Genomic DNA, 26,416 nt, shown 5'->3' with positions numbered 1-26,416 from the left:
TGTAAGCACTTATATATCATCAACATGGGGTGCGGTCATGGCGGTTTCGTGGATGCTGGGCGCGCTGCTGGCGGCGTCCTGCCCGGCCCAGGACGCGGTGCTGCAGGCGGCGGCCACGGCGATACAGGCGCAGTACCTGGACGTGGCCGAAGGCGCGCACATTGCCGAGGCCGTTCGAGGCTGGTCCACCCAGCAGCGCTATGTGGACAGCTGCGCGGACCCCAAGGCGTTCAGCGCACGCTTGAACCAGGATCTGGACGTGTTCGATGGCCACTTCCATGTCGAGCGGGTGGATGCCCGCGCCGGCCAGGACGACTGGCTGATGGCCTGGCGCGCGGATGCGCGCAGCAATGGTGCGGGCGTGCGCGAGGTGCGGGTGCTGGAAGGCAACATCGGTTACCTGCGCCTGAGCACCTTCTATCCGCTCGATCTGGCCCGGCCGAAGCTGGCCGCAGCCTTCACCCTGCTGGCCGACACCGATGGCCTGGTGCTGGACCTGCGCCAGAACGGTGGTGGCGATGACGGCAGTGCGGACCTGCTGGTGCGGACCCTGCTGGCGGCGGAGATCACCCAGGTGCAGTCACTGCAACGCCGTGGCCAGCGCCGTCCGGTACCGTTGCCACCGGCGAGCCTGGGGCTGTACCTGAAGCCGCTGGTGGTGCTGATCGACCGCCGCACCGGGTCGGCCGCCGAATTCGTCGCGTACTCGCTGCAGGCGCAGGGGCGGGCACGTGTCGTTGGTAGTCGAAGTGGCGGCGCGGCACATATGTTCGATGATCCTGTGCTGCTGCCGGATGGCTATCAGATCAGCATTCCCGACCGGCAGCCGATCAACCTCCGTACCGGAACCAACTGGGAACGCACCGGCGTCACGCCTGATGCAGCAGGCGGTGACGATCCGCTGTTCGTCGCCCGCCAGCTGCTCGCCCGATCGGCATCGCCAGAATGAACGCACAATTGCAACCGCGCCCTATCGCAGACGACATGCAGCGTGCCTAGAATCGATGCATCCCGGTAGTTCCCGGGCGCTTCGAGTGAATGGACTCAATGAAGATTCTGTTGACCGGCAGTTCCGGGCGGATCGGGCGTGCAATCTTCGGCGCGCTGGCGGCGGCCCACGAAGTGGTGGGGCTGGATCGCAGCCCATTCGCCACCACCCGCATCATTGCCGATGTCACCGATCGTCAGGCCGTGAAGCAGGCAGTGCGGGGCGTCGACGCGGTGATCCATACCGCCGCCCTGCACGCACCCCATGTCGGCCTGGTGCCGGATGCGGTATTCCAGCAGATCAATGTGGAGGCGACCGCACACCTGTTGCAGGCTGCCCGCGAGGCCGGTGCACGCCGCTTCGTGCTGACCAGCACCACGGCGTTGTATGGCCATGCGGTGGTGGCGGGCGGTTGCCGCTGGATCGATGAAGATACCGAGCCGCTGCCACGCACCATCTACCATCGCAGCAAGCTGCAGGCCGAGGCGTTGGCTGAAGCCGCTGCGGCGCCGGGCTTCAGCGTGCGCGTGCTGCGCATGGCCCGCTGTTTCCCCGAGCCACCGGAGCGGATGGCGATGTTCCGCCTGCACCGCGGTATCGACGCGCGCGACGTGGCCAGCGCACATGCCGCGCTGCTGCACGATGAGGGCGCTGCCTTCGCACGCTACATTGCCTGCGCACCGACGCCGTTCCTGCGTGAGGATTGCCTGGAACTGGCGACCCAGCCCCGCAGGGTGCTGGCCCGCCGCGCCCCGCAGTTGCTGGCCGAGTTCGAGCGCCGTGGCTGGCCGCTGCCGCTGAGCATTGACCGCGTCTACGACAGTGCACTGATGCGCAGCACACTGGGCTGGCAGCCGCGCTTCGGCCCGGACGACGTGCTGCAGCAGTACGCGGTTGGCAGCATCGAGGTGCTGCCGCGGGCGGAATGGATCAAGGACCGCGTGGCCGAATAGGGCGGCAGCGGGGCGGGTTCCTGACCCGACCCTGAGCAGGTTCAGGAATGTGCAGATGGACCGCCTCAACCTCGTTCGCAGGCGGCCGCTAACCCGGTGCGCTTCCAGCGCCGGGCGTGTCCCGGCGGCCGGTGGCCTGCGCGACGGATCGCGCACCTGCGCGGTGCCCTCGCGGTGCCGGTCGTCCTGAACTGCCTTGCGGATCCTTCCATGCCTTCTCCCCGTTCCGCCGCTGCCCGCCGCCCGGGCAGCATCGCCCACAAGCTGATGCTGGGCACAGCTGCGATCGCGCTGCTGTGCTTCGGCCTGACTGCGTTCCTGATCTACCGCCAGGCCAGCGCCAGCCTGATCGACGCCTCGCGCCAGACCATGGCCAGCGAAGCCACCGCCGAAGCCCGCCAGGTCGCGGCCGATCTGGGCACCGCCTTTGCCAGCAACGACGCCATGGTCGAGGCCGTGCTCGCCCAGCGCGCGCGCGGCGATGTTCCGGACCGTGCCAGCCTGGCTGCCGTGCTGGGCGAGCAGCTGCGCACCCACCCCGAGTGGCTGGGCAAGAGCACCATGTGGGAGGCCGACGCCTTCGATGGCAAGGATGCCGAGTTCGTCAACACTGAAGCGCACGATGCCACCGGTCGTTACATGAGCTACTGGGCCTGGCACGATGGCAAGCCGCAGCAGTCGACGATGACCGACTACACCGAGACGGCCAGTGGCTCCGGTGACTGGTACATGGTGCCCAGCCGCGACAAGCTGGCGAAGGTAAGCGAGCCCTATGCCTACGACATCGGTGGCCAGCAGGTGCTGATGAGCACGTTGAGCACGCCGATCATCGAAAACGGCCGGTTCCTCGGTGTATTCACTGTGGACTTCTCGCTGGCGGCGCTGCAGAAGCACCTGGCCACGCTGAAGCCGATGGGCGCCGGGCGCGTCGAACTGCTCTCGCCGAATGGCGTGGTGCTGGCCTCGGCCAATGCCGCCGAAATCGGCAAGCCACGTGGCGACGCATTGACCCGCAGCATGCTGGCAGACATCGCCGCCGACCGCCGGTTCGAAGCCTTCACTCCGGATGCCGCCGGCAACGTGCGCGTATACGTGCCGCTGCGTGTGGGCGATGCGCCGCAGCGCTTTGCACTGGGTGTGGTGATGCCGCACGCGGTGATCGTGGCCGAGGCGCGCCAGCTGCTGTGGCTGACCCTGCTGGTTGGTGTGGTGGCCGCGCTGACGCTGAGTGCCGGTGTCTATGTGCTGCTGCGCCGGTTGGCGATCCGCCCACTGGCCGAAGCCGTGCGCGTGGCCGGCGACGTCGCCGCGGGCAAGCTGGACAGCACCCTGCCGGCACGCAGCAACGACGAAGTGGGCCGCCTGCTGGACGCGATGCAGGGCATGCGGGGGCAGCTGCAGTCGGTGATGGCGGCGCAGGCGGAAATGGCGCGTCGCCATGACGCCGGTGAAATCAGCTACCGCATGGACGCCTCGGCGTTCCCGGGTGAGTACGGCCGGATGGTGGCTGACAGCAACAAGCTGGTGGCCTCCAGCAACGCCGTCACCCAGCGCCTGGTCGACGTGATGCAACGCTATGCGGTGGGTGACCTGAGCGTGGACATGGAAGCGCTGCCGGGCGAGAAGGCGGTGTTCACCGCTGCAATGGCCACTACCAAGAGCAACCTGGCTGCGATCAACGATCAGATCCAGCAGCTGGCCGCTGCCGCCGCCGCCGGCGATTTTGCGGTGCGCGGCGACACGCTGCGTTTCGACCACGACTTCCGCCGCATGGTGGAAACCCTCAACACCATGATGCAGGTCAGCGACCACAACCTGGCCGAGCTGTCGACGCTGCTGCGCGCGATTGCCGCAGGCGACCTCAGCGCGCGCATGCAGGGCGACTTCCACGGCGTGTTCGCGGTGATGCGCGACGATGCCAACAGCACCGTGCAGCAGCTGACCCAGATCGTTGGCCAGATCCAGCAGTCGGCGGCCAGCATCCGCCTGGCGGCGGGTGAGATTGCCGCCGGCAACAGTGACCTGTCGCGCCGCACCGAGCAGCAGGCGGCGAACCTGGAAGAGACCGCGGCCTCGATGGAAGAGCTGACCTCCACGGTGCGCCAGAATGCCGACCACGCGCTGCAGGCCAACACCCTGGCCGGCTCCGCAGCGGGCGTGGCCAGCGAAGGCGGGCAGGTGGTCAGCCAGGTGGTGCAGACCATGGAACAGATCGAGGCCTCCTCGCAGCGCATTGCCGAGATCATTTCGGTAATCGATGGCATCGCGTTCCAGACCAACATCCTGGCGTTGAACGCGGCGGTGGAAGCGGCGCGTGCCGGCGAACAGGGCCGCGGATTCGCCGTGGTCGCCAGCGAAGTGCGTGCGCTGGCCCAGCGCTCGGCAGGCGCGGCCAAGGAGATCAAGGAGCTGATCGACGCCTCGGTGGCGCAGGTCGGTGCCGGTGCGCAGCTGGTGCACGGCGCGGGCCGCACCATGCAGGAAATCGTCGGCCAGGTCGGCCGAGTGAACGAGATCATGGCCGAGATCTCGGCAGCCTCGCGCGAGCAGTCGGCGGGCATCGAGCAGGTCAACCAGACCGTGGTGCAGATGGACGAGACCACCCAGCAGAACGCCGCACTGGTGGAAGAGGCCAGTGCCGCCGCGCGTGCGATGGAAGAACAGGCCGAGCAGCTTGCGGTGGCGGTCTCGCGCTTCCGCCTGCAGGCCGAGCCGGTGGCTACGGTCCGTCGCGCGGCCTGATCCTGTTGCGCGCACATGAAGACGCCCGGCCAAGGCCGGGCGTCTTCATGTCTGCTTGATGCTATGCCAGGCCGGAGTGCGGCGGCAGCATCGCGTCAGAACATGCCTTCGAAGGGATTCCAGCTGGCTTTGCCCTTCACCTGCTCCAGGTAGTAGCTGTAGTTGGTGCTGGCGGCAACCAGGAAGTTCATGGCGATGAACAGCGGGCGCGCGATGATGTCCGGCAGGAACAGGGACACGATGCCCAGCACGAGGCCGATGCCGATCACCACCAGCGCCTTGCGCCACATGCCCAGAATGAACAGGTAGATGAAGCCGAAGAAGAAGGCGAAGAAGTTGATGTTGATCTTGAGGCGGTCGCCGAAGGACAGCGCCTTCCAGGCTTCCTTGAAGCGCGGCTCCTTCGGAGCGCCGTGCTGCTGGAAGAAATTGAAGCGGAACTGCCACTTCGGGCTGAAGCGGGAGAGGTCGACGGCGTTCATTGACGATTACGTCCTTGTAGGAAAACGGTTACATGATACGAGGCCGACGGTTCAGGAAACTACCCTCAGCCGTCAAAAATGTGACGCGCCCGGCATGTGCAGGCCTGCGGCGGGGCGCCGCACCGTCACCCATCCGCCTTGTTTTTAGGATAGGGTGCGCAGTTCCGCTGCCGCCCCAGCTGAACCCGGGCGGCGGCGGGATGTCCATGGAGGTTGCATGACCACACCTGCTATACCGGAAAACGCACCGGGACCGGTGCTCCTGCCGACACCTGAAGTGGTGCAGGCACAACAACTGCTCGCACGCCAGCAACTGGCGGTAGCGATGGACCGTGCACGCACGGCCGCTACGCAGAACGCGGCCGCGGCCGCGCTGGAAAGCGAGTAATCCGCAACACCGCCGATCGCGCTGGCGTGCTGCCAGCGCGATCGCGGCGCGCGCCGCCGGTCAGAACCGCGCGGTCATGCTCATGAAGTAGCTGCGCCCGGCCACGAAGTAGTCGGTGGAGCCTTCCGCATACAGCTTCTTGTCGGCCAGGTTGCTGACACCGCCGCGCAGGGTCAGCACCTCGTTGACGTTCCAGGCAGCGGTCAGGTCATACAGGGTGTAGGCCTTGAGGAAGGTCGTGGCCGTACCGGTCTGCTTGCCGGTGTACTGCGCCGACAGGCTGCTGGAAAACACCGTGTTGGGCGTCCAGTCCAGCGACGAATAGCCGGAAAACTCCGGCGTATCGATCAGGTTCCTGCCGGTGCTCAGGTTCTTGGCTTCCTTCATCCAGGTGGCCGAGGTGCGCCAGCGCCACTGCTCGCCGAAGCGGACATTGAAGTTGCCTTCCATGCCACTGGTGCGCGCGCGCTGCACGTTGCTCATGCGCGTCCACCAGATGCCGTTGAACTTGCCCAGGGGCGCGTACTCGATCTTGTTCTTGAAGTCGGTATGGAAGTAGGTCAGGCCGGCATCGAACAGGTCATTGTCGAAGCTGATGCCGATCTCTCGGTTGGTGCTGGTTTCAGGGTCCAGGTCCGGGTTGCCGGCCATGTAGCAGCCGCCACGGGTATAGCCCAGCGGGATCAGCGAGGTGCAGCCGCGGCCGCCGGACTGGGTGGCCGCGCTGGGCGAGTTCTCGGTCAGGCTGGGCGCGCGGAAGCCCTTGGAAACACCACCACGTATCGTCCACTGTTCGGCCGGGTGCCAGACCAGGTAGGCGCGGGGGCTGACGTGGCTGCCGAACTTCTCATGATGATCCAGGCGTGCGCCCAGGGTCAGCGCCAGCGTGCGGTGCAGCTTCAGTTCGTCCTCGACAAACAGTGCCCAGGTATCCACTTCCAGGTTGGAGCCGCTGACGGCATTGCCGGCATAGTCGATCGGCGCGCGGCCGATGGTATCGGTGTTGGTCAGTTCCTGGCGCTTCCACTGACCACCGACGGCGAACTGGTGTTCAACGCCCAGCGTGAAGGGCGTGGTCAGGCTGCCTTCGATGATCGTATCGGTCGCCTCGGAGCGGCCGGTGGCGCCGATGTCGTTCTTGTACTCGGTCCAGTACGCGCTGAGCTTCGAGTTGCCGAAGCTCCACTTGCCATCGTGGTTGAGTGCCAGCGAGCTGCGCTTGAGTTCGCTGGCACCCCAGGCGCCTTCGTCCTGCTTTTCCAGCGATGCGTCGATGAAGGCCTGCTGCACGCCGTGGCCGGCTTCCAGCGACAGTTCCTGCGCATCGCTGAGCTTCCACTGCAGCAGCGCGTCGACATTGCGGTCCTTCTCGCCGGCGTAGGCATTGCCATAGACACCACCGTTGGAGCGGTCCGAGTCGCGGCGCATGCTGTTGGCACCGATGCGCAGGCCGAAGCGCTCGCCGAGCGGGCCGGAGAACGTCGCACCGATCTGCTGGGTATCACCGCGCTTGCCATCACCCGGGCGGGTATAGCTGTGGGTGGCGCTGCCGTTCCAGTCATCACCGATGCGCTTGGTGATGATGTTGATCACGCCGCCCATGGCGTCGGAGCCGTACAGCGACGACATTGGTCCGCGCACCACCTCGATCCGTTCGATCTGGTCGGGCGAGATCCAGTTCAGATCCTGGCGGCCGAGGTCGGGACGGTAGTTGGTCGAGGCCGAGCTGCCCATGCGCTTGCCGTCCACCAGCACCAGCGTGTAATTGGACGGCATGCCACGCAGCTTGATCTTGGACTGCTCGCCGACCGCGCTGAGGCCACCGGTCACGCCCGGCACGCGGCTGAGCAGGGTGGCCAGGTCGTGCACCGGCTGGCGCTCGATGTCCTCGCGGCTGATCACGCTGATGCTGGCCGGTGCATCCTTGATCCATTGCTGGTTGCCCGAGGCGGTGACCACCACGGTATCCAGATCCTTGGTGGAGGCATCGGCGCTGGCCTCTGCGGCGGCCAGGCCGGGCAGGGCCAGCAGGCAGGCGGTGGCCAGAGCGCAGGCCAGGCGGGTGCGCGGCAGGCGCGCGGAAGGGGTACGGAACGACAGGGACATGACGGCTTCCATCGGAGGAGGGGGACCCGGTGGAAGCAGCAGGCGCACGCAGACAGCAGGCAGCCCCCTTCCATGGGTCGTTGGGCGCTGGGTTGGAACCGGCGCAGCTGGGTGGGTCTCGGCCGTGCGGAAGACGGTGACCTGCCTGGTTAATGAAATGATAACCGTTCGCGTTTGTTACGATCCAGTACCTGGGGCGACCAAGTGACATCCGTTCCCCTGCCCCGGCACTCGCCTGCTGTTTGCTGAATGGGGACAAATCCCGGCGTAGACCTTCGCACTCGGCTTACATCCGGCGCCCTAGACTGAGCCGCATTTTCGATTCCGCCCCGTTGGAGATCGTGTGGGTTCCGGTAGTGACAGACAGCGACTGCGTGGCGTGACGCCGACGCAGCCAGGACAAGTGCGGGCGCCGGGAAAGCGCGCCGGGAACCTTGGTGCATGCAGCCCGGCCGGGATGGCCGGCCGTGCCGACTGCGCGGAGTAGGCGGCAATGGAGGTGCAGACCATCCATGCGGAAGCAGATACGTCCCGGCTTGATGCCGGCTGGACGCTGCTGCCGGCCGAATCGCCGTTGCAGATGCCCGAGCAGACCCTGCGCGAAGGCCAACTGAAGGTTCGCCGCCACCGCACCTCGCCGCGGCTGATCGGCCTGCGCCGGTTCTATATCTTCGGCGGCACGCTGGCGATGACCGCCATCGCTACCCGGATGATGTGGCGGGTGCTGTCGGCCAATGGCATCAGCGTGCTCGAGGCCTGCCTGCTGGTGCTGTTTGTCGGCCTGTTCGCCTGGATCGCGCTGTCTTTCGCCAGCGCCGTGGCCGGCTTCCTGACTGCCGTGTTCGACCGGGGGTATCGCCTCGGCATCGACCCGGACAAGCCACTGCCGACAGTGCACAGCCGCACCGCGCTGCTGATGCCGACCTACAACGAAGATCCGCGCCGGCTGCTGGCCGGCCTGCAGGCGATCTACGAGTCGGTGGCCGCCACCGGCCAGCTCGACCGGTTCGACTTCTTCGTGCTCAGTGATACCCGGCGCGAAGACATCGCACGGGCCGAGGAGCAGGTGTTCGCCGAACTGCGCGAGCGCGTGCCCGATGGCCAGGCGCGGCTGTTCTACCGCCGCCGTGGCGACAACAGCGGGCGCAAGGCCGGCAACATCGCCGACTGGGTCCGCCGCTTCGGCGGTGCCTACCCGCAGATGCTGATCCTCGACGCCGACAGCCTGATGACCGGCGACAGCATCGTGCGCCTGGTCGCGGGCATGGAGCACAACGCCGACGTCGGCCTGATCCAGACCCTGCCGTCGGTGATCGGCGGGCGCACCCTGTTCGCGCGCATGCAGCAGTTCGGCGGCCGTGTGTACGGTCCGGTGATCGCCCGTGGCGTGGCCTGGTGGCACGGTGCCGAGAGCAATTACTGGGGCCACAATGCCATCATCCGCACCCGCGCCTTCGCCGATCAGGCCGGGCTGCCGGCGCTGCCGGGGCGCAAGCCGTTCGGTGGCCACGTGCTCAGCCATGACTTCGTCGAAGCGGCGCTGATGCGTCGTGGCGGCTGGGCCGCGCACATGGTGCCGTACCTGGGCGGCAGCTATGAAGAAGGTCCGCCGACCCTGACCGACCTGCTGGTGCGCGACCGCCGCTGGTGCCAGGGCAACCTGCAGCACGGCAAGGTGGTCGGCAGCCGTGGCCTGCACTGGATCAGCCGCATGCACATGCTGATCGGCATCGGTCATTACTTCACCGCGCCGATGTGGGCGATGCTGATGCTGATCGGCATCGCCATCCCGTTGTTCCAGGAAGGCATCGATTTCAACGCGCTGCTGCACCTGTCGCCCAGCGTGTACTGGCGGGCCCAGGACGAGGAACAGGTGGTGCGCCTGTTCGCGGCGACCATGGCGGTGCTGCTGCTGCCCAAGGTGCTGGGTTACCTGGCGATGCTGCTGGACCCGGTCGACCGCCGCGGGTGTGGCGGTGCCCTGCGCGCGTTCGTCTCGATGCTGGTGGAAACCGTATTGGCCGCGCTGATGGCGCCGGTGGTGATGTACGTGCAGTCGCGCGGCGTGGCCGAAGTGCTGTCCGGCCGCGATTCGGGCTGGGACGCGCAGCAGCGTGACGATGGTGGCATTTCGTGGCTGGCGCTGATCCGTGGCTACGGTGGGCTGGGGGTGTTCGGCGCCTTCATGGGCATGCTGGCCTGGGCGGTGTCGTCATCGCTGGCCGCGTGGATGGCGCCGGTGGTGATCGGCATGGTGCTGGCGGTACCGGTGGTGGCACTGACGTCTTCGCGTGGCCCCGGCGCCTTCCTGCACCGTCTTGGCCTGCTTGATATCCCCGAGGAGAACATCCCGCCGCCGGTGCTGGTACGCGCCGCGCAGCTGCGCCGGGAAGCGGCCGAACAACCGCCGCTGTACTGATCGTCCCGCGGCAGCGGCATAATGCGGCTCGAACTTGAAGGAGCCGCATCATGCTGCAAACGGTGGAACAGGAGACCGGCGCCTCGCCGCAGTGGTCGGTGATCTGGCTGCACGGCCTCGGTGCCGATGGCCACGACTTCGCGCCGATCGTGCCGGAGCTGGTGCGTCCGCATTGGCCGGCGCTGCGCTTCGTGTTCCCGCATGCACCGGTACGGCCGATCACGATTAACAACGGCGTGCCGATGCGCGGCTGGTACGACATCGTCGGCATGGATTTCCGATCGCGCGCCGACATGGTGGGCGTGCAGGAATCGGTGGTGCAGCTGGATGCGCTGATCGCGCGCGAGATCGAGCGTGGCATCGCGCCGGAGAAGATCTTCCTGGCCGGTTTCTCGCAGGGGGGCGCGATCATCCTGACCGCCGCGCTGTCACGCACTGCGCCGCTGGCCGGCCTGATCGCGCTGTCCACCTACCTGCCCGAAGCCGACGGCGCAAAGCGCGCTGAAGGCGCCGTGCAGGTGCCGGTGTTCATGGCCCATGGCAGCAGCGATCCGGTGATTCCGCAGGCGGTGGCCGCACACAGTGCGCAGGCACTGCAGGCGCTGGGCCTGGAGGTGGAATGGCACAGTTACCCGATGGCCCACCAGGTCTGCGCCGAAGAGATCCAGGCGCTGGGTGAGTGGTTGCAGGAACGCCTGGGCGCTGCCTGACCCATGCCGCCGGCCAGCGCCCCGCCCTGGATGCCGGAACTGTGCCGCCTGCCGCGGCTGGCGGCGATGCTCGGCCTGGCCGAACTGGTGGTGGTGGTGCTGGCCCTGGCCCCGGATGGCAGCCGCCACTGGACTGTGGGCGAACTGCTGTCGGCCAGTGGTTTCGCGTTGTGGCTGGCGCTGGCCGTAACGGCCAGCCTGTGCCTGCTGCGGAACGCGTTGTCGAGGTTGCCACAGGTTCTGGGGGCGGTCTCGGCCATCGCACTGGCGACGCTGATCGCGGTGGTCTGCGCGGGCATCGTGCATGCCCTGTACGCGGTGCTTGGCGACAGCTTCGCCCGCGGCATCAGCTTCTGGCGCTTCACGCTGGGCAGCGCGGCGACGACGGCGCTGATCACTGCCTTGGCCCTGCGCTACTTCTATGTGAGTGATCGCTGGGCCGCGCAGGTACAGGCCAACGCACGCGCACAGGCCGATGCCCTGCAGGCGCGGATCCGCCCGCACTTCCTGTTCAACAGCATGAACCTGATCGCCAGCCTGCTGCATCGCGACCCGGTCGTGGCCGAGCGTGCGGTGCTGGACCTGTCCGATCTGTTCCGTGCCGCGCTGGGGGCGGGCGAGGGTGATTCCACCCTGCGTGACGAATGCGAGCTGGCCGAGCGCTACCTGTCGATCGAATCACTGCGCCTGGGCGAGCGCCTGCAGGTGCGCTGGCAGCGCGACGAACCGCTGCCCTGGGATCTTCCCCTGCCTCGCCTGGTACTGCAGCCGCTGGTGGAGAACGCCGTGCTGCATGGCATCTCGCGGCTGCCCGAGGGTGGCACCATCGAGTTGCAGCTGATGCGCGAGGGTAATGAACTGCAGATCTGCGTGCGCAATCCGGCGCCCGACCCGCAGGCCCCCGGGCTGGCCCTGGCGCGCGGTGCCGGCCATGCCCAGCACAGCATCGGCCATCGGCTGGCCTGGCGCTTCGGCAGCGCCGCGCGGATGACGGCTGGCTGGAGCGAGGGCTACTATGCCTGCCAGGTGACAGTGCCGATCCAGTGAGGGAGCGATCGTGAGGGTAGTCATCGCCGATGACGAACCGCTGGCGCGTGAGCGCCTGCGCAGCCTGTTGGCCGCGCAGGACGGCGTGGATGTGGTGGCCGAAGCCGGCAACGGCGAGCAGGCCCTGCACGCGTGCGCGGAGCTGCAGCCGGACCTGGTCCTGCTGGATATCGCCATGCCCGGGCTGGATGGCCTGGAAGCCGCCCGCCACCTGGCCAGCTTCGAGCCACGGCCGGCGGTGGTGTTCTGCACCGCTTACGATGCGCATGCGCTGTCGGCGTTCGAGGCGGCCGCGATTGATTACCTGATGAAGCCGGTACGCGCCGAGCGTCTGGCCGCGGCCATCGCGCGCGCGCGCACGTTCCTTGCCGGCCGCGATGGCCAGCCACAGGACCACCGCGGGCAACAGGCGCGCAGCATGCTGTGCGCGCGCCTGCGCGGCAGCCTGCGCTTGATTCCGCTGGACGACATCCATTACCTGCAGGCCGAAGAGAAGTACGTGGTGGTGCACCACGCGCGCGGAGAAGACCTGATCGAAGAGTCGCTGAAGTCGCTGGAAGAAGAGTTCGCCAGCCGCTTCATCCGCATCCATCGCAACTGCCTGGTGGCACGCCATGAGCTGGTGGAGCTGCGTCGTGGCACGGGTGGGCAGGTGCAGGCGATGTTGCGCCATGGCAAGCAACCGCTGGAAGTCAGCCGCCGCTGCGTGGCGACGCTGAAGCAGGAGTTGCGGCACCTGTGAGGTGTCCGCGCGGCCTGCGGCCGCGACTGCTTACAGATCAACATCAAGATCAACAGCAACAGCGGGTCATGGCTCGGTATTTCTACGTGCTGGGTCGGGCCGGGGTGGGGTGGCGGGACACGCTGCAAGTACATCCCTGTAAGCTCGATGGCGCCATCCATGGCGCCAACGGTCCCGCCACCCCACCCCGGCCCAACCCTCTCGTTCTCCACTGCATCGGACAGCAAAAGCATTGTTGTTATCGGGTGGGGAGAGAAATGTAGAGTCGAGCCATGCTCGACTCAGAGCGAAGCGACCCGCTGTTGCTCTGCTCTTCTTTTGATCTTCCGTGGCTGGCGCGCACGGAAACTGTCATAGGCCGGGCGGGGTGGGTTCGCGGGGGTGTCCGCGGCATGGATGCCGCGGCCAAGCCTCCATGGACGGATTCACGGCGTCCCCCGCGAACCCACCCCGTCCGGCCAAGCGCGATAGATCCAGCCGACGCACCAGCCACGAGGGGCTCCGCCGTTGGCCGTATCCGCGCCGAAGGCGCGATAATGACCGGATGGAAACCGTCCGCATCGCCACCCGCAAGAGCCCGCTCGCCCTCTGGCAGAGCGAACACGTCGCCGATCGCCTGCGCCAGGCCCACCCCGGCCTGCATGTGGAACTGGTGCCGATGAGCACCCGCGGTGACGAGGTGCTCGATCGTTCGCTGGCCGCCATCGGTGGCAAGGGCCTGTTCCTGAAGGAGCTGGAGCTGGCCATGCTGCGTGGCGAGGCCGACTGCGCCGTGCATTCGCTGAAGGATGTGCCGATGGAACTGGATGAACCCTTCGCGCTGCCGGCGATGCTGACCCGCCACGATCCGGCCGATGGTTTCGTCTCCAACCTGTACGCCTCGCTGGATGCGCTGCCGATCGGTGCGCGGGTTGGCACCTCGTCGCTGCGCCGCCAGGCCCAGCTGCGCGCGCTGCGCCCGGACCTGGAACTGCTGGACCTGCGCGGCAACGTCAACACCCGCCTGGCCAAGCTCGACAACGGTGGCTACGACGCCATCGTGCTGGCCGTGGCCGGCCTGGAGCGTCTGGGCCTGGGCGCGCGCATCGTCGCGCGCCTGCAACCGCCGCAGTGGCTGCCGGCCCCGGCGCAGGGCGCGGTGGCGGTGGAGTGCGACGGTGGCAATGCGCGCCTGATGGCGCTGTTCGCGGGCTTGGATGACGCGGAAACCCGTGCCTGCGTGGAAGCCGAGCGAGCGATGAACCGTGCGTTGCATGGCAGCTGCCACGTGCCGGTGGCGGCGATCGCGCAGTGGCAGGGGACCGACCTGCACCTGCAGGGCCTGGTCGGCAGTGCCAGCGATGGTCGTGCGGTGCGTGCCGAGGCGATCGGCCCGGTCAGTGACCCGGAAGCACTGGGCCAGCGCGTGGCGAAGATGCTGCTGGATGCCGGTGCCGGCGAACTGCTGAACGTCTGAGCCATCGCAGGTAGTGCCGGCCGCTGGCCGGCAACCTCGTGCTCCGATTGAATGCAGTTGCCGGCCAGCGGCCGGCACTACCGAAAGAAGAACGGGCGCCTTTGGCGCCCGTTCCTTATTTGAATTTGTAGACCACGTTCATCGTGGTCAGCGAATCGGTCTTGCGCTTGTCCTCGGCCACGTCACTGTTGTAACGCGCCTGCCAGCCGGCCTTCAGCGCCAGATGTTCGTTCATGCTCACCGAAACACCGAAGTCGTTCTGGCCGAAGGTGTTGTAGGAACCCGACTCGACCAGCAGGGTGTTGACCAGGTCGGTGTTGTCGGTCAGCGAGTACTTCATGTCGAACAGGCCGCGGCCGATCATGCCGGTGCGGGTGCGGTCGTCCTCGGTGCTGTGGGTGCGGCGCACACCGGGGCCGATCTGCGCGTCGAACGAGAAACGCTCGGTGTTCCACAGGCGGGTGCCGTAACCCAGACCGAACGAGCTCTGGCGGTCGTAGGTGGCGAAGTCATCGCGCTCGGTACGCACCGTGGCCGTCAGCTGGCGGTGCTCGCCCAGCTGCAGCGCGCTGCCGGCACTGCCGGTATAACGGTTGGCGGTGGTGTTGTTGCGGCGGCTGGTGGAGCCGTCGTCGCGGGTCTCGATCACCTTGGAGCTGGAACGCAGGCCAGCCAGATCCATGCTGTGCACCCAGTCACCATCGGTGTAGCGCAGGCGCAGGCGGCCGTTGAAGCTCTCGGTGCTGCTGTTGCCGCGTGCCGAAGCGAAACCGAGCTCGCCGCCACTGCCGCTCCACGGCGAGGACATCGCCGCCAGTTCGGAGGCATCCTGCGCATACGCGAGCGGTGCGCACAGCAGCAGGGGGATCAGCAGGGACACGCGCAGGGACATCGGGGCTTCTCCGAAGCGGTTGACAGCCGGTGATGATACTGGAAGCGTGATGGCGGTCCGAATCGATCCAAACGGTTTCTTCAGCAGGCGTTGCCGCGATCGCCTATTCAGGGCAGATCGACGCGCAATGCCGGGTCGTTGAAGCGCGAATAGCGCAGGCGCAGCTGGAAGCTGCGGCCATTGCTGCTGCCGCTGCGTACGATCTGCCGCGGCAGGCCCTGCGCGTCCACCCAGTACTCCAGGCGTTCGCCGGGCTGCGCGCCACGCAGGCGGTAGTGACGCGTCTCGACCCCGTCCAGCGACTGGCTGCCCAGGTCTTCGGCCTGCAGATCGGCGGGCAGGGCATCGGCCGGCAGCGGGTTGCGCCATTGCTCGAGCAGGCCCGGCGGGGTCGGCACCTGCCGGATCGCGTCGTCGGCCTGCAGGAACATGGTGTCGCCGATGATCGTCTGCGGACCGGCCGGGGTCTGCACCCGGAAGCGGTCGGGGGCGACGAAGTCCATGGCGCTGCGCACCGGCTGCGGCGCGCCCAGCACCTCCAGTTCGGCGTGGAAGCTGCGCAGGGCCGAGAAGCGCTGGCTGGCGCCCAGCACCGCCAGCGCCGGATCCGCCGCAGGCACGGGCGCTTCGGTGCTGGCCGGGGCGGGCGCGCGAACACAGGCGGCCAGCAGCAGGCAGGCCAGCAGGGACAGGGCAGGCAACCGGCGCATCGGGTGTTCCAGAGGGGTGGGGGCGACCACGATAGCCCAAACGTCCCACACAAGACCCGCGACTCGGACATAATCGGGGGTATGGACCGATACGAACGCATCACCGCCCTGCATCGTCTGCTCAAGTCCGCACGCTATCCGGTGACGGTGGTGACCCTGCAGGACAAGCTCGGTTGCTCCCGTGCCACCGTCTACCGCGATCTGGCCTTCCTGCGCGATGCGCTGATGGCACCGATCGAGGGCGACGGCGAAGCCGGCTTCCGTTACCAGGCCGACGAGAGCGACCGCTTCGAGCTGCCCGGCCTGTGGCTGAGTTCGGAGGAACTGCACGCCCTGCTGGCCTCGCAGCACCTGCTGGCGCGGACCGGCGGCGGCGTGCTGTCCTCGGTGCTGGCACCGCTGCAGCAGCGCATCGAGAGCCTGCTGGCGGCCCAGGCTGGCGTTTCCAGCTGGCCGGTGGACCGGGTGCGGGTGATTCCGCACCGTGGCCGCAAGTTCGATGAAGGCAGCTTCCGCAGCGTGGCTTCGGCGGTGCTGGAGCGCCGCCAGCTGGCGTTCGAGTACCGCGCCCGTTCCACCGACGAGCCGACCAAGCGCACCGTTTCGCCGCAGCGCCTGACCCACTATCGCGACAACTGGTACCTGGATGCCTGGGACCATGACCGCGAGGCGCTGCGCAGCTTTGCCGTGGATCGCATCCACAAGGCGCGGGTGATCGACAGCACCGCCCGCGACGTGGCCGACAGCGAGCTGGACGAGCAGCTCGGGGCCAGCTACGGCATCTTCTCCGGTGCGCCGAAGGGCTGGGCGACCATCCTGTTCAGCGCCAAGGCCGCCCGCTGGGTGGCCGACGAGCACTGGCATTCCAAGCAGCAGGGCCGCTTCCTGGCCGATGGCCGCTATGAACTGAAGGTGCCGTACAGCGTCTCGCGCGAGCTGCTGATGGACGTGCTGCACTACGGCTCGGATGCCGAGATCGTCGAACCGGTGATGCTGCGCGAGCAGGCCAAGGCGCTGCTTGAGCTCGCCCTGAGCAACTACGACAACTCCTGACACTCCCCCCGAGAACCCTTCCGCCCATGAAGAAGACCCTGTTGCTGCCCCTGCTCGCCGCTGCGCTGGCCCTGACCGCCTGCGGCAAGTCCGGCGAGCCCTCGCAGAAGCTGGTGGTGGCCGCTACGGCCGTGCCGCATGCCGAGATCCTTGAAGTGGTCAAGCCGATCCTCAAGCAGGAAGGCGTGGACCTGGACGTGCGCGTGTTCAACGACTACGTGCAGCCCAACGACCAGCTGGTGCAGAAGCAGGTGGATGCCAACTACTTCCAGACCGAGCCGTATCTGGATGCCTACAACCGCGATCGCAAGACCGATCTGGTGAAGGTGATCGGCGTGCACATCGAGCCGTTCGGTGCGTATTCGCGCAAGATCAAGTCGCTGGCCGAGCTGCGCGAAGGTGCCGACGTGGTGATCCCGAACGACCCGAGCAACAACAGCCGTGCACTGATCCTGCTGCACAAGGCCGGTGTGATCGAGCTGAAGGATCCGACCAACGCGCTGTCGACCCAGCGTGACATCAGCGCCAATCCGAAGAACCTGAAGTTCCGCGAGCTGGACTCGGCGATGCTGCCGCGCGTGCTGGACCAGGTCGACCTGGCCCTGATCAACACCAACTACGCACTGGACGCTGGCCTCAACCCGACCAAGGATGCACTGGCGATCGAGAGCAAGGACTCGCCGTACGTGAACTTCCTGGTCGCACGCCCGGACAACAAGGACGACGCCCGCGTGCAGAAGCTGGCCAAGGCCCTGACCAGCCCGCAGGTGAAGGCCTTCATCGAGACCAAGTACAAGGGCGCGGTGCTGCCGGCGTTCTGACGGCCGCTGGCCATGTGGTAGTGCCGGCCGCTGGCCGGCAATCTCCAGGCGCCCCCAAACATCATAGGGTTGCCGGCCAGCGGCCGGCACTACCGTCAGTCGACGTGGAAGGCGAGGGTGGCCGCCACGGCCTGCTGCCATCCCGCATACAGCTTCTCGCGCCGCGCCACCTCCATCTGTGGCTCGAAGCGCCGGTCCAGGCCCCATTGCGTGGCGATCTGTTCGCGGCTGGTCCAGAACCCCACCGCCAGGCCGGCCAGGTAGGCCGCACCCAGTGCGGTGGTCTCGGTCAGCCGCGGCCGCAGCAGCGGCACGCCAAGGATGTCGGCCTGGAATCCGGCCAGGAAGTCGTTGCCGATCGCACCGCCATCGGCGCGCAGCTCGGTCAGCGCGATACCGGCATCGGACTGCATCGCATCGAGCACGTCGCGGGTCTGGTAGGCCATCGACTCCAGCGCGGCACGCACGAAGTGCGCTTTGCGGGTGCCACGGGTCAGGCCGAACATCGCGCCGCGCACATCACTTCGCCAATAGGGCGCACCGAGGCCGACAAATGCTGGTACCAGGTAAGCACCGCCGCTGTCGGGCACCTGCGCGGCCAGCGCCTGGCTGTCGCTGGCGCGTTCGATCATGCGCAACCCATCGCGCAGCCACTGCACCACCGAGCCGGCGATGAAGATCGAGCCTTCCAGCGCATACTCCACGCGCCCGTCCAGGCCCCAGGCGATGGTGGTCAGCAGTCCATTGCGCGAACGCACCGCCTGCGCGCCGGTGTGCATCAGCATGAAGCAGCCGGTGCCATAGGTGTTCTTGACCATGCCCGGCTGGAAGCAGGCCTGGCCGAACAGCGCCGCCTGCTGGTCACCGGCGATGCCGGCGATCGGAATCGGGTGATCGAAGAAGAACTGCGGCCGGGTATGCGCGTACACCGCGCTGGAATCGCGCACCTGCGGCAGCATCGCGCGCGGGATGTCCAGCAGCGCCAGCAGGTCGTCATCCCAGTCCAGCGTGTGGATGTTGAACAGCAGCGTGCGCGCCGCGTTGCTGTAGTCGGTCACATGCGCCTGGCCACCACTGAGGTTCCAGACCAGCCAGCTGTCGATGGTGCCGAACAGCAGCTCGCCGCGCTCGGCACGCTGCTGCGCGCCCTCCACGTGGTCGAGGATCCAGCGCACCTTGGTGGCGGAGAAATAGGCATCGATCAGCAGGCCGGTGCGCTCGCGGATCAGCGCCTCATGCCCTTCGGACTTCAGCCGCTCGCAGATGGCGTGGCTCTGCCGCGACTGCCAGACGATGGCGTTGTGGATCGGCTGTCCGGTGGCACGGTCCCAGACCACGGTGGTTTCGCGCTGGTTGGTGATGCCCAGTGCGGCGATGTGGCGCGGGTCGATCTGCCCGCGGCTGAGCAGTTCGGTCAGCGTGGCATAGACGCTGGTGAGAATCTCGCGCGGGTCATGCTCGACCCAACCCGGCTGCGGGAAGATCTGCGCGAATTCGCGCTGCGCGCTGCCGACGATGTCGCCGGCGCGGTCGAACAGGATCGCGCGCGAACTGGTGGTGCCCTGGTCGATGGCCAGCACGTAGCGGGGCGTCATGCAGCGTCTCCGGTAGCGATGGTGTTGGTAGAGTCGAGCCTGCTCGACTGCTTTTCATGTCAGTCGAGCAAGCTCGACTCTACCGTCTATCGATCCACGCCTGCAGCCGCGCCACCTGCGCAGCATCCAGCCGCAACCCCAGCTTGCTCCGCCGCCACAGCACGTCCTCGGCGTCCCAGGCCCATTCGTGGTCGCGCAGGAAAGCCACTTCCCGCGCATGCAGGCCGCCGCCGAAGTCCTCTCCAAGATCGTCCATGCCCCGTGCACCCTGCAGAAGGGCGGCGCTGCGGCTGCCGTAGGCTTCGGCCCAACGCCGTGCGATCTCCACGGGCAACCACGGTGCCAGCGCCTGCAGGCGGGAGCGCGCCTGTGTGGCGTCACCCCAGTCGCTGCCCGGCAGCGGGTCTCCGCCTGCCGTCCAGGCCGGTCCCATCTGTGGCAGGGCAGGGCACAGCAGGTTCAGCGCTTCCTCGGCCAGCACGCGGTAGGTGGTCAGCTTGCCGCCCAGCACATGCAGCGCCGGCGCCGGGTTGGACTGCAGCTGAAGGCGGTAGTCGCGGCTCAGCGTTGCCGCACGCGGGTCCGGGTCGGCCAGCAGGGGACGTACACCGGCGAACTGCCAGACCACGTCTTCCGGAGTGATCGGCTCACGCAGATAGCGGTTGGCGGCCGCGCACAGGTAGCTCACCTCGGAAGGCAGCACGCTGCAGCGCGCCGGGTCACCGCGGTAGTCGGTGTCGGTGGTGCCAATCAGCAGATGATCGTGGGTGAACGGCAGCAGGAACACCACGCGGCCATCGGGCTGCTGCAGCAGGCAGGCACTGTCATCGGGCCAGGGGCGGCGCAGCACGATGTGGCTGCCCTGTACCAGCCGCAGCGCGGGGCCGCCGCTGCGGGCCTCCATCTGCTCCAGCAGACCACCGGCCCATGGGCCAGCCGCATTGGCGACGGCGCGCGCGGTCACATGCTGCTGGCCATCGGCGGATTCCAGCACGGCCTGCCAACGGCCCTGCACAGGGCGCAGTTCGATGCAGCGGCTGCGCACATGTACCTGTGCGCCACGCGAGGCAGCATCCAGGGCATTGAGCAGTACCAGACGCGCGTCATCGACCTGCGCGTCGGCGTAGCTGAAGGCCTGCCGCAGATCCGGGGAGAGCCAGGGGCCGAGCGGATCATGCTGAAGGTCCAGGGCGCGCGAGGCGGGAAATGCCGGGCTGCGTGGGCCCAGGTGGTCGTACAGCCACAGTCCCACGCGTAGCATCCAGCGTGGGCGCAGGTGCGGTTCCCACGGCAGCACGAAACGCAGCGGGCGGACCAGATAGGGTGCCTGCCGGCGTACCACCTCGCGTTCGCCCAAGGCCTTGCGTACCAGACCGAACTCGCGCTGTTCCAGGTAGCGCAGGCCACCGTGGATCAGCTTGCTGCTGGCGCTGGAGGTATGCCCAGCGAGGTCGTGCTGCTCGCACAACAGCACGCGCAGGCCGCGGCCGCTGGCATCACGGGCGATGCCGGCACCGTTGATACCGCCACCGATCACCAGCAGGTCGACGTCGTGCATCGCGCCTCCGCATCCTGTGTGTAGAGTCGACTGTCAGTCGACTGCTCTTGCAAAAGTCGAGCAAGCTCGACTCTACGAAAGGCAGTCGAGCAAGCTCGACTCTACGAAAGGCAGTCGAGCAAGCTCGACTCTACGAAAGGCAGTCGAGCAAGCTCGACTCTACGAAAGGCAGTCGAGCAAGCTCGACTCTACAGAACGCGGGTGACGGAAACGACGACGGGCCCCGAAGGGCCCGTCGCGTTACATCAGTGAAGCAGTTGCAGCCTGGATCAGAAGCGGGCGCCGATGCCGAAGCCGACGGTCCACGGATCCATCTTGGCTTCGCCGATCTTCTCGCCGCCAACCTTCACGTCCGGGCGGGCGCGCATGTAGCGGGCGTCAGCACGGGCGAACCAGGTGGAGTTGATATTCATGTCCACGCCGACGGTGCCGATCACGCCCTTGGCATCCTTGAAGCGGATGTCGGTGTCAGCGCCGTTGCCCAGCTTCTCGTTGCTGAAGCTCGACTGGTAGTAGCCCACGCCCACGAACGGACGGAACACGTTGTCAGCCTGACCGAAGTGGTACTGGCCGCTCAGCGCGATCGGCTGCTGCTCGACCGAGCCCAGGCGGGCGTTGTTCGGGCCCTTGAACTTGTTGTCGAACTTGTCGGCAGCGCCCCACAGTTCAACGGCCCAGTTGTCGTTGATGTAGTAGCTGAAGCTGACGGTCGGCGCCGGGCCACCATCGGTCTTCTTGACGCCGGTGATCGGGTCGTTCTTCGGTTCCAGCAGCGAGATGCCGCCAACAACGGCAAAATGCTTGCCCGAAGCGGTGTCGGTGCTGCTGCTGTCCTGGGCGAAAGCGGCCGGCGCGAAGGCGGCGGAGGTCAGCAGGGCGAGACTCAGGATACGGATGGAGCGCATGGGGGTATCTCCTAATGTTTCTTGTTTTGGGCCCCCGGTTGCGGGGCGAGCACACCGTAGTCGCCCCAACATGAATCGAATCCGACGCACGTTAAAAAATAGTTTCCCTTGTTCAGCGACTGGAGCGAAAAGCCTGTTTTCATGGGCTTTTCGGCCTTCGGCGACATTCATGCAGTTGGAGAAGATGTGAGCGAAGCAACGGTGTGCATCGGCCTGCAAGCGCAGGTGAAGGCGGATTGCAGGGTGCTGCTGCTGGGTTCGATGCCCGGCGTTGCGTCATTGCAGGAGCAGCGCTACTACGCGCATCCGCGCAATCGCTTCTGGCCTGTGCTGGCCGATATCTGTGGCTTCGATGTGGCCCTGGCGTACCCGCAACGGCTGCGCGCACTGCAGGCAGCCGGTGTGGGTCTGTGGGATGTGATCGGTCAGTGCGAGCGGCGTGGCAGCCTGGATGCCGACATCGTGCGTGGCACGGAAGTACCCAATGCGCTGCCGGCATTGATCGCTTCGCTTCCTGAGCTGGAGCTGATCGGCTGCAACGGTGCGGCATCGCTGAAGGCATTCCAGCGTTGGGTGCTGCCCGGCCTGGAGGCGCCGCCAAGGCTGCTGGCGCTGCCGTCCACCAGCCCGGCCAACGCGGCCTGGTCACTGCCGCGGCTGCGCCAGGCCTGGCAGCCGGTAGCCGACGCACTGGCGACATGAAGCGGACATCGTCCGGACAATACGCTACCGACTGGTCGCGGCCGCAACCCATGAGCAACAGCGTGTCCCGGCTGCGTGAGTACTGAAAACACCTGTAACGGTTGGCGCTGGCCCCCGCTGGCCGCACAATAGACGTTTCCCTACACCAGATTGCCGGAGTTATCCCCATGGCCGAAATCAAGGAAGCACTTGTCCCCGATATCGGTGACTACAGCGATATCCCGGTAATCGAGGTGCTTGTCGCCGTCGGCGACACGGTCAAGAAGGACCAGGGCCTGGTGACGCTGGAAAGCGACAAGGCGACCATGGAAGTGCCGTCGGCCGTCGCCGGCGTGGTCAAGGAGATCAAGGTCAAGGTCGGTGACACCCTGTCCGAGGGCAAGGTCGTGGCGCTGATCGAAGTGGCTGAAGGCGAGGCTGCCAAGCCGGCCGCTGCCGCCCCGGCACCGGCCAAGGCCGCAGCGCCGGCCGCTGCCACCCAGAGCACGCCGGCCCCGGCCGCAGCTGCGCCGGCCGCTCCGGCTGCCAGCGGTGGTGCGGTTGAAGCGCTGGTGCCGGATATCGGCGACTATTCCGGCATTCCGGTCATCGAAGTGCTGGTCGCCGTCGGCGACACGGTCAAGAAGGACCAGGGCCTGGTCACGCTGGAAAGCGACAAGGCCACCATGGAAGTGCCGTCGTCGGTGGCTGGCGTGGTCAAGGAACTGAAGGTCAAGGTCGGCGACACTCTGTCGCAGGGCAATGTGGTCGCCATCATCGAGGCCGAGGGCGCTGCCGCGCCGGCGCCGACCAAGGCAGCCGCTGCTGCCGCTCCGGCTGCCGCCGAGACCGCCACCAAGGTCGAGCCGGTCGCTGTGCCGGCGCAGCCGGACAAGCTGGCGGCCCGCGAGGTCGCCTCGGCCGGTACCCCGTCCAGCCCGCCGGTGCAGTTCAACGCCGATGGCGTGCTGCCGGCCAAGGTGCCGTATGCCACCCCGGCGGTGCGTGTGTTCGCCCGCGAACTGGGCGTGGACCTGCTGCAGATCAACGGCACCGAGAAGGGTGGCCGCATCACCAAGGGTGACGTGCAGAAGTTCGTCAAGGCCGCACTCAGCGGTGGCGTGCCGGCTGCCGGCGGTGCTGCTGTTGCTGCCGGTGGTGGCCTGAACCTGCTGCCGTGGCCGAAGGTCGACTTCAGCAAGTTCGGCGAGACCGAAGTCCAGCCGCTGTCGCGCATCAAGAAGATCTCGGGTGCGAACCTGGCCCGCAACTGGGCCATGATCCCGCACGTCACCCAGTTCGAACAGGCCGACATTACCGACCTGGAAGGCCTGCGCGTGGCGCTGAACAAGGAAAACGAGAAGGCCGGCATCAAGCTGACCATGCTCGCCTTCCTGATCAAGGCCAGCGCCGCGGCGCTGAAGAAGTTCCCGGAGTTCAACGCCTCGCTCGATGCCAGCGGTGAAAACCTGACCCTGAAGAAGTACTTCCACATCGGCTTTGCCGCCGACACGCCGAACGGCCTGGTCGTGCCGGTCATCCGCGACGTGGACAAGAAGGGCGTGGTGCAGATCGCGCAGGAAACCGGCGAACTGGCCAAGAAGGCGCGCGACGGCAAGCTCGGCCCGGCCGACATGAGTGGCGGCTGCTTCTCGATCAGCTCGCTGGGCGGCATCGGCGGCACCGCGTTCACCCCGATCGTCAATGCACCGGAAGTGGCCATCCTCGGCGTCTCCAAGTCGTCCATCCAGCCGGTCTGGAACGGCAAGGAATTCGCACCGAAGCTGATGCTGCCGCTGTCGCTGAGCTACGACCACCGCGTCATCGATGGCGCCCTGGCCGCACGCTTCACCACGTACCTGTCGCAGGTACTGGCCGACATGCGCCGCGTGCTGCTGTAAGGCACCGCTTCGCCCCCACCGTGCGGCCGCCGCCCCTGGCGCGGCCGCGTGAACAGATGCAGTGACAGCCCGCCGGTACCGCCGCGCGGGCACGAGGAAAACCCACCATGGCCACGATTGAAGTCAAGGTTCCCGACATCGGCGATTACAGCGATGTGCCGGTGATCGAAGTGTTGGTCGCCGTCGGCGACACGGTGAAGAAGGATCAGGGTCTGGTGACCCTGGAATCGGACAAGGCCACCCTGGAAGTGCCGTCCTCGGCTGCCGGCGTGGTCAAGGAAATCAAGGTCAAGCTGGGCGACACCCTGTCCGAAGGCGCCGTGGTCGTGGTGCTGGACGCCGAAGGTGCCGCCGAAGTCCCGGCCAAGGCCGCCGCGCCGGCCCCGGCAGCGGCCGCTCCGGCCAGCAAGCCGCCGGTGACCCCGTCGCACCGCGCCCCGGCTGAACCGGCTGCGCCGAAGCCGGCGCTGTCCAGCGGCAAGCCTGCCGACATCGAATGCGAAATGGTCGTGCTGGGCTCTGGCCCGGGCGGCTACACCGCCGCTTTCCGCGCCGCCGACGTCGGCCTGGATACGGTGCTGGTCGAGCGCTACGCCAGCCTCGGCGGCGTCTGCCTCAACGTGGGCTGCATTCCGTCCAAGGCGCTGCTGCACGCTGCAGCGGTCATCGACGAAGTGGCCCACGCCGGTGATTTCGGCGTCGAGTTCGGCAAGCCGACCATTACCCTGGACAAGCTGCGCGAGTACAAGGAAAAGGTCGTCAACCAGCTGACCAAGGGCCTGGCCGGCATGGCCAAGCAGCGCAAGGTCCGCAGCGTGCAGGGCGTTGGCAAATTCGTTTCGGCCAACGAGCTGGAAATCACTGCCGCTGACGGCAGCACCCAGCTGCTGCGCTTCCAGAAGTGCATCATCGCTGCCGGTTCGCAGGCGGTGAAGCTGCCGAACTTCCCGTGGGACGACAAGCGCGTGATGGATTCCACCGACGCGCTGGAGCTGGCCGAAGTGCCGGGCTCGCTGCTGGTTGTCGGTGGCGGCATCATCGGCCTGGAAATGGCTACCGTGTACGGTGCGCTGGGCAGCAAGGTGACCGTGGTCGAGTTCATGGACCAGCTGATGCCGGGCGCCGACAAGGACCTGGTCAAGCCGCTGGCTGACCGCCTGAAGAAGCAGGGCATCGAAGTGCACCTGAAGACCAAGGCCTCGGGCGTCACCGCCGATGCCAAGGGCATCACCGTGACCTTCGACGCCGCCGAGGAAGGCCAGTCGCCGGCCCTGGCGCAGGGCACCTTCGACCGCGTGCTGGTGGCCGTGGGCCGCTCGCCGAACGGCAAGAAGATCGATGCCGAGAAGGCCGGCGTGCAGGTCACCGACCGCGGCTTCATTCCGGTCGACCGCCAGATGCGCACCAACGTGCCGCACATCTTTGCCATCGGCGACATCGTCGGCAACCCGATGCTGGCCCATAAGGCTACGCACGAGGGCAAGCTGGCTGCCGAAGTGGCTGCCGGCCACAAGAAGGAGTGGGTGGCCCGCGTGATTCCGTCGGTGGCCTACACCAACCCGGAAATCGCCTGGGTCGGCGTGACCGAGACCGAAGCCAAGGCCAAGGGCCTGAAGGTCGGCGTGGCCAAGTTCCCGTGGGCCGCCAGTGGCCGCGCGATCGGCATCGGCCGCACCGAGGGCTTCACCAAGCTGATCTTCGACGAAGAGACCCACCGCATCATCGGTGGTGCGATCGTCGGCGTGCACGCCGGTGACCTGCTGGCCGAGATCGGCCTGGCCATCGAGATGGGTGCGGAGGCGGAAGACATCGGCCACACCATCCATGCTCACCCGACGCTGAGCGAGTCGGTGGCGATGGCCTCGGAAATCTACGACGGCACGATCACCGATCTGTACATGCCGAAGAAGAAGTAAGGCGCCCGCGCCTTCGCGAACGAGAAGCCTCGGCATCTGCTGGGGTTTTTTGTTTCTCCGCTCCGGATTTTTGCGAGCGGTGGGGCCGCTGCGCGGGTGGCAGGCGTCTGGACAAATGTCCCCCGTCGTCCGCCTGCGGCGGTCGCCTCCTCCTTTACTTTGTCCAAGCGCCTGCCACCCGCGCAGCGGCTCGGCTTGCGGATAGTCGAGAGCCACAGCTTGGCCCGCCTGGATGCCTGACACGCGGGGGTAGAGGGGCTTGCGTGCGAAGTAAAGGAGGAGGTGACGGCCGCAGGCCGGTGCCGGGGGACATTCGCACACAAGCCCCTCTTCCCCCAGCGCTCGACCAAC

At 67.1% G+C, this 26,416-nt stretch carries 21 protein-coding genes; 14 read left to right on the top strand and 7 right to left on the bottom strand.

The window, feature by feature from the left end; genetic code table 11:
• Positions 1–37 precede the first annotated feature (37 nt).
• From ACZK2R_RS20345 to ACZK2R_RS20335, 3 genes are all read left to right on the top strand, one after another.
• Positions 38–949, top strand: coding sequence for a S41 family peptidase (locus ACZK2R_RS20345; RefSeq protein ID WP_049423765.1), 912 nt, complete (start codon positions 38–40; stop codon positions 947–949).
• Positions 950–1,047: 98 nt separating this feature from the next.
• Positions 1,048–1,941 (top strand): NAD-dependent epimerase/dehydratase family protein, encoded by an 894-nt coding sequence (locus ACZK2R_RS20340; RefSeq protein ID WP_180837299.1) that lies wholly within the window; start codon positions 1,048–1,050, stop codon positions 1,939–1,941.
• Positions 1,942–2,151: 210 nt separating this feature from the next.
• Positions 2,152–4,683 (top strand): methyl-accepting chemotaxis protein, encoded by a 2,532-nt coding sequence (locus ACZK2R_RS20335; protein WP_180837297.1) that lies wholly within the window; start codon positions 2,152–2,154, stop codon positions 4,681–4,683.
• 95 nt (positions 4,684–4,778) lie between these two features.
• On the opposite strand, the gene ACZK2R_RS20330 is transcribed toward ACZK2R_RS20335, so the two are convergent.
• Positions 4,779–5,165: a DUF2628 domain-containing protein gene (locus ACZK2R_RS20330; protein WP_071227807.1), complete on the bottom strand. Its 387-nt coding sequence runs from the start codon at positions 5,163–5,165 to the stop codon at positions 4,779–4,781.
• Positions 5,166–5,382: 217 nt separating this feature from the next.
• Here ACZK2R_RS20330 and ACZK2R_RS20325 point away from each other — a divergent pair, with 217 nt between their 5' ends.
• A complete protein-coding gene (locus tag ACZK2R_RS20325; RefSeq protein ID WP_165929944.1) occupies positions 5,383–5,553 on the top strand; it encodes a hypothetical protein in 171 nt (56 codons plus the stop codon).
• 60 nt (positions 5,554–5,613) lie between these two features.
• Here the strand turns inward: ACZK2R_RS20325 and ACZK2R_RS20320 are convergent, their stop codons facing one another.
• Positions 5,614–7,659 carry a TonB-dependent receptor domain-containing protein gene (locus tag ACZK2R_RS20320; RefSeq protein ID WP_180837294.1) on the bottom strand — a complete coding sequence of 682 codons (2,046 nt, stop codon included), beginning with the start codon at positions 7,657–7,659 and terminating at the stop codon, positions 5,614–5,616.
• A 493-nt stretch (positions 7,660–8,152) separates the two neighbouring features.
• Here ACZK2R_RS20320 and mdoH point away from each other — a divergent pair, with 493 nt between their 5' ends.
• The 5 genes from mdoH (at position 8,153) to hemC (ending at position 14,033) form a co-directional block, all read left to right on the top strand.
• A complete protein-coding gene (gene mdoH, locus ACZK2R_RS20315) occupies positions 8,153–10,078 on the top strand; it encodes a glucans biosynthesis glucosyltransferase MdoH (RefSeq protein ID WP_180837292.1) in 1,926 nt (641 codons plus the stop codon).
• A 50-nt stretch (positions 10,079–10,128) separates the two neighbouring features.
• The gene (locus ACZK2R_RS20310; RefSeq protein ID WP_180837290.1) at positions 10,129–10,788 is read left to right on the top strand and encodes an alpha/beta hydrolase; all 660 of its coding nucleotides are present in this window, start codon (positions 10,129–10,131) and stop codon (positions 10,786–10,788) included.
• A gap of 3 nt (positions 10,789–10,791) precedes the next feature.
• Positions 10,792–11,835 (top strand): sensor histidine kinase, encoded by a 1,044-nt coding sequence (locus ACZK2R_RS20305; RefSeq protein ID WP_177179491.1) that lies wholly within the window; start codon positions 10,792–10,794, stop codon positions 11,833–11,835.
• A gap of 10 nt (positions 11,836–11,845) precedes the next feature.
• Positions 11,846–12,577, top strand: coding sequence for a LytR/AlgR family response regulator transcription factor (locus ACZK2R_RS20300; RefSeq protein WP_010481294.1), 732 nt, complete (start codon positions 11,846–11,848; stop codon positions 12,575–12,577).
• A 544-nt stretch (positions 12,578–13,121) separates the two neighbouring features.
• The gene (gene hemC / locus ACZK2R_RS20295; protein WP_180837289.1) at positions 13,122–14,033 is read left to right on the top strand and encodes a hydroxymethylbilane synthase; all 912 of its coding nucleotides are present in this window, start codon (positions 13,122–13,124) and stop codon (positions 14,031–14,033) included.
• A 115-nt stretch (positions 14,034–14,148) separates the two neighbouring features.
• On the opposite strand, the gene ACZK2R_RS20290 is transcribed toward hemC, so the two are convergent.
• On the bottom strand, positions 14,149–14,925 hold the full coding sequence (locus ACZK2R_RS20290; RefSeq protein WP_180837287.1) for a DUF481 domain-containing protein: 777 nt from the start codon (positions 14,923–14,925) through the stop codon (positions 14,149–14,151).
• 107 nt (positions 14,926–15,032) lie between these two features.
• Positions 15,033–15,635, bottom strand: a complete 603-nt coding sequence (locus tag ACZK2R_RS20285; RefSeq protein WP_180837285.1) for a LolA-like protein — start codon at positions 15,633–15,635, stop codon at positions 15,033–15,035.
• 81 nt (positions 15,636–15,716) lie between these two features.
• Between ACZK2R_RS20285 and ACZK2R_RS20280 the strand changes: the two genes are divergently transcribed.
• Together ACZK2R_RS20280 and ACZK2R_RS20275 are read left to right on the top strand one after the other, a co-directional pair.
• Positions 15,717–16,688, top strand: coding sequence for a helix-turn-helix transcriptional regulator (locus ACZK2R_RS20280; protein ID WP_180837283.1), 972 nt, complete (start codon positions 15,717–15,719; stop codon positions 16,686–16,688).
• Between the two features lie 26 nt (positions 16,689–16,714).
• Positions 16,715–17,509, top strand: a complete 795-nt coding sequence (locus ACZK2R_RS20275) for a MetQ/NlpA family ABC transporter substrate-binding protein (RefSeq protein WP_049399178.1) — start codon at positions 16,715–16,717, stop codon at positions 17,507–17,509.
• Between the two features lie 95 nt (positions 17,510–17,604).
• Here the strand turns inward: ACZK2R_RS20275 and glpK are convergent, their stop codons facing one another.
• From glpK to ACZK2R_RS20260, 3 genes are all read right to left on the bottom strand, one after another.
• Positions 17,605–19,104: a glycerol kinase GlpK gene (glpK, locus tag ACZK2R_RS20270; RefSeq protein ID WP_180837281.1), complete on the bottom strand. Its 1,500-nt coding sequence runs from the start codon at positions 19,102–19,104 to the stop codon at positions 17,605–17,607.
• Positions 19,105–19,183: 79 nt separating this feature from the next.
• Positions 19,184–20,662: a glycerol-3-phosphate dehydrogenase gene (gene glpD / locus ACZK2R_RS20265; RefSeq protein ID WP_180837279.1), complete on the bottom strand. Its 1,479-nt coding sequence runs from the start codon at positions 20,660–20,662 to the stop codon at positions 19,184–19,186.
• A 269-nt stretch (positions 20,663–20,931) separates the two neighbouring features.
• Complete coding sequence (locus tag ACZK2R_RS20260; protein WP_032129052.1) at positions 20,932–21,567, bottom strand: OmpW/AlkL family protein; 636 nt, start codon at positions 21,565–21,567, stop codon at positions 20,932–20,934.
• A gap of 186 nt (positions 21,568–21,753) precedes the next feature.
• On the opposite strand from ACZK2R_RS20260, the gene ACZK2R_RS20255 reads away from it, so the two are divergent.
• The 3 genes from ACZK2R_RS20255 to lpdA all read left to right on the top strand — a co-directional run bounded on the left by ACZK2R_RS20255 (position 21,754) and on the right by lpdA (position 26,065).
• Positions 21,754–22,269, top strand: coding sequence for a DNA-deoxyinosine glycosylase (locus ACZK2R_RS20255; protein ID WP_049460894.1), 516 nt, complete (start codon positions 21,754–21,756; stop codon positions 22,267–22,269).
• A gap of 167 nt (positions 22,270–22,436) precedes the next feature.
• Positions 22,437–24,149, top strand: coding sequence for a dihydrolipoyllysine-residue acetyltransferase (gene aceF / locus ACZK2R_RS20250; protein ID WP_049399181.1), 1,713 nt, complete (start codon positions 22,437–22,439; stop codon positions 24,147–24,149).
• Between the two features lie 107 nt (positions 24,150–24,256).
• Positions 24,257–26,065, top strand: coding sequence for a dihydrolipoyl dehydrogenase (lpdA, locus tag ACZK2R_RS20245; RefSeq protein ID WP_125893388.1), 1,809 nt, complete (start codon positions 24,257–24,259; stop codon positions 26,063–26,065).
• Positions 26,066–26,416 lie beyond the last annotated feature (351 nt).

The organism is Stenotrophomonas sp. 96582_Sma (genome assembly GCF_056480905.1).
Note: the sequence above shows the minus strand (reverse complement) of the source record. Positions and strands in the feature narration are given on the sequence as shown.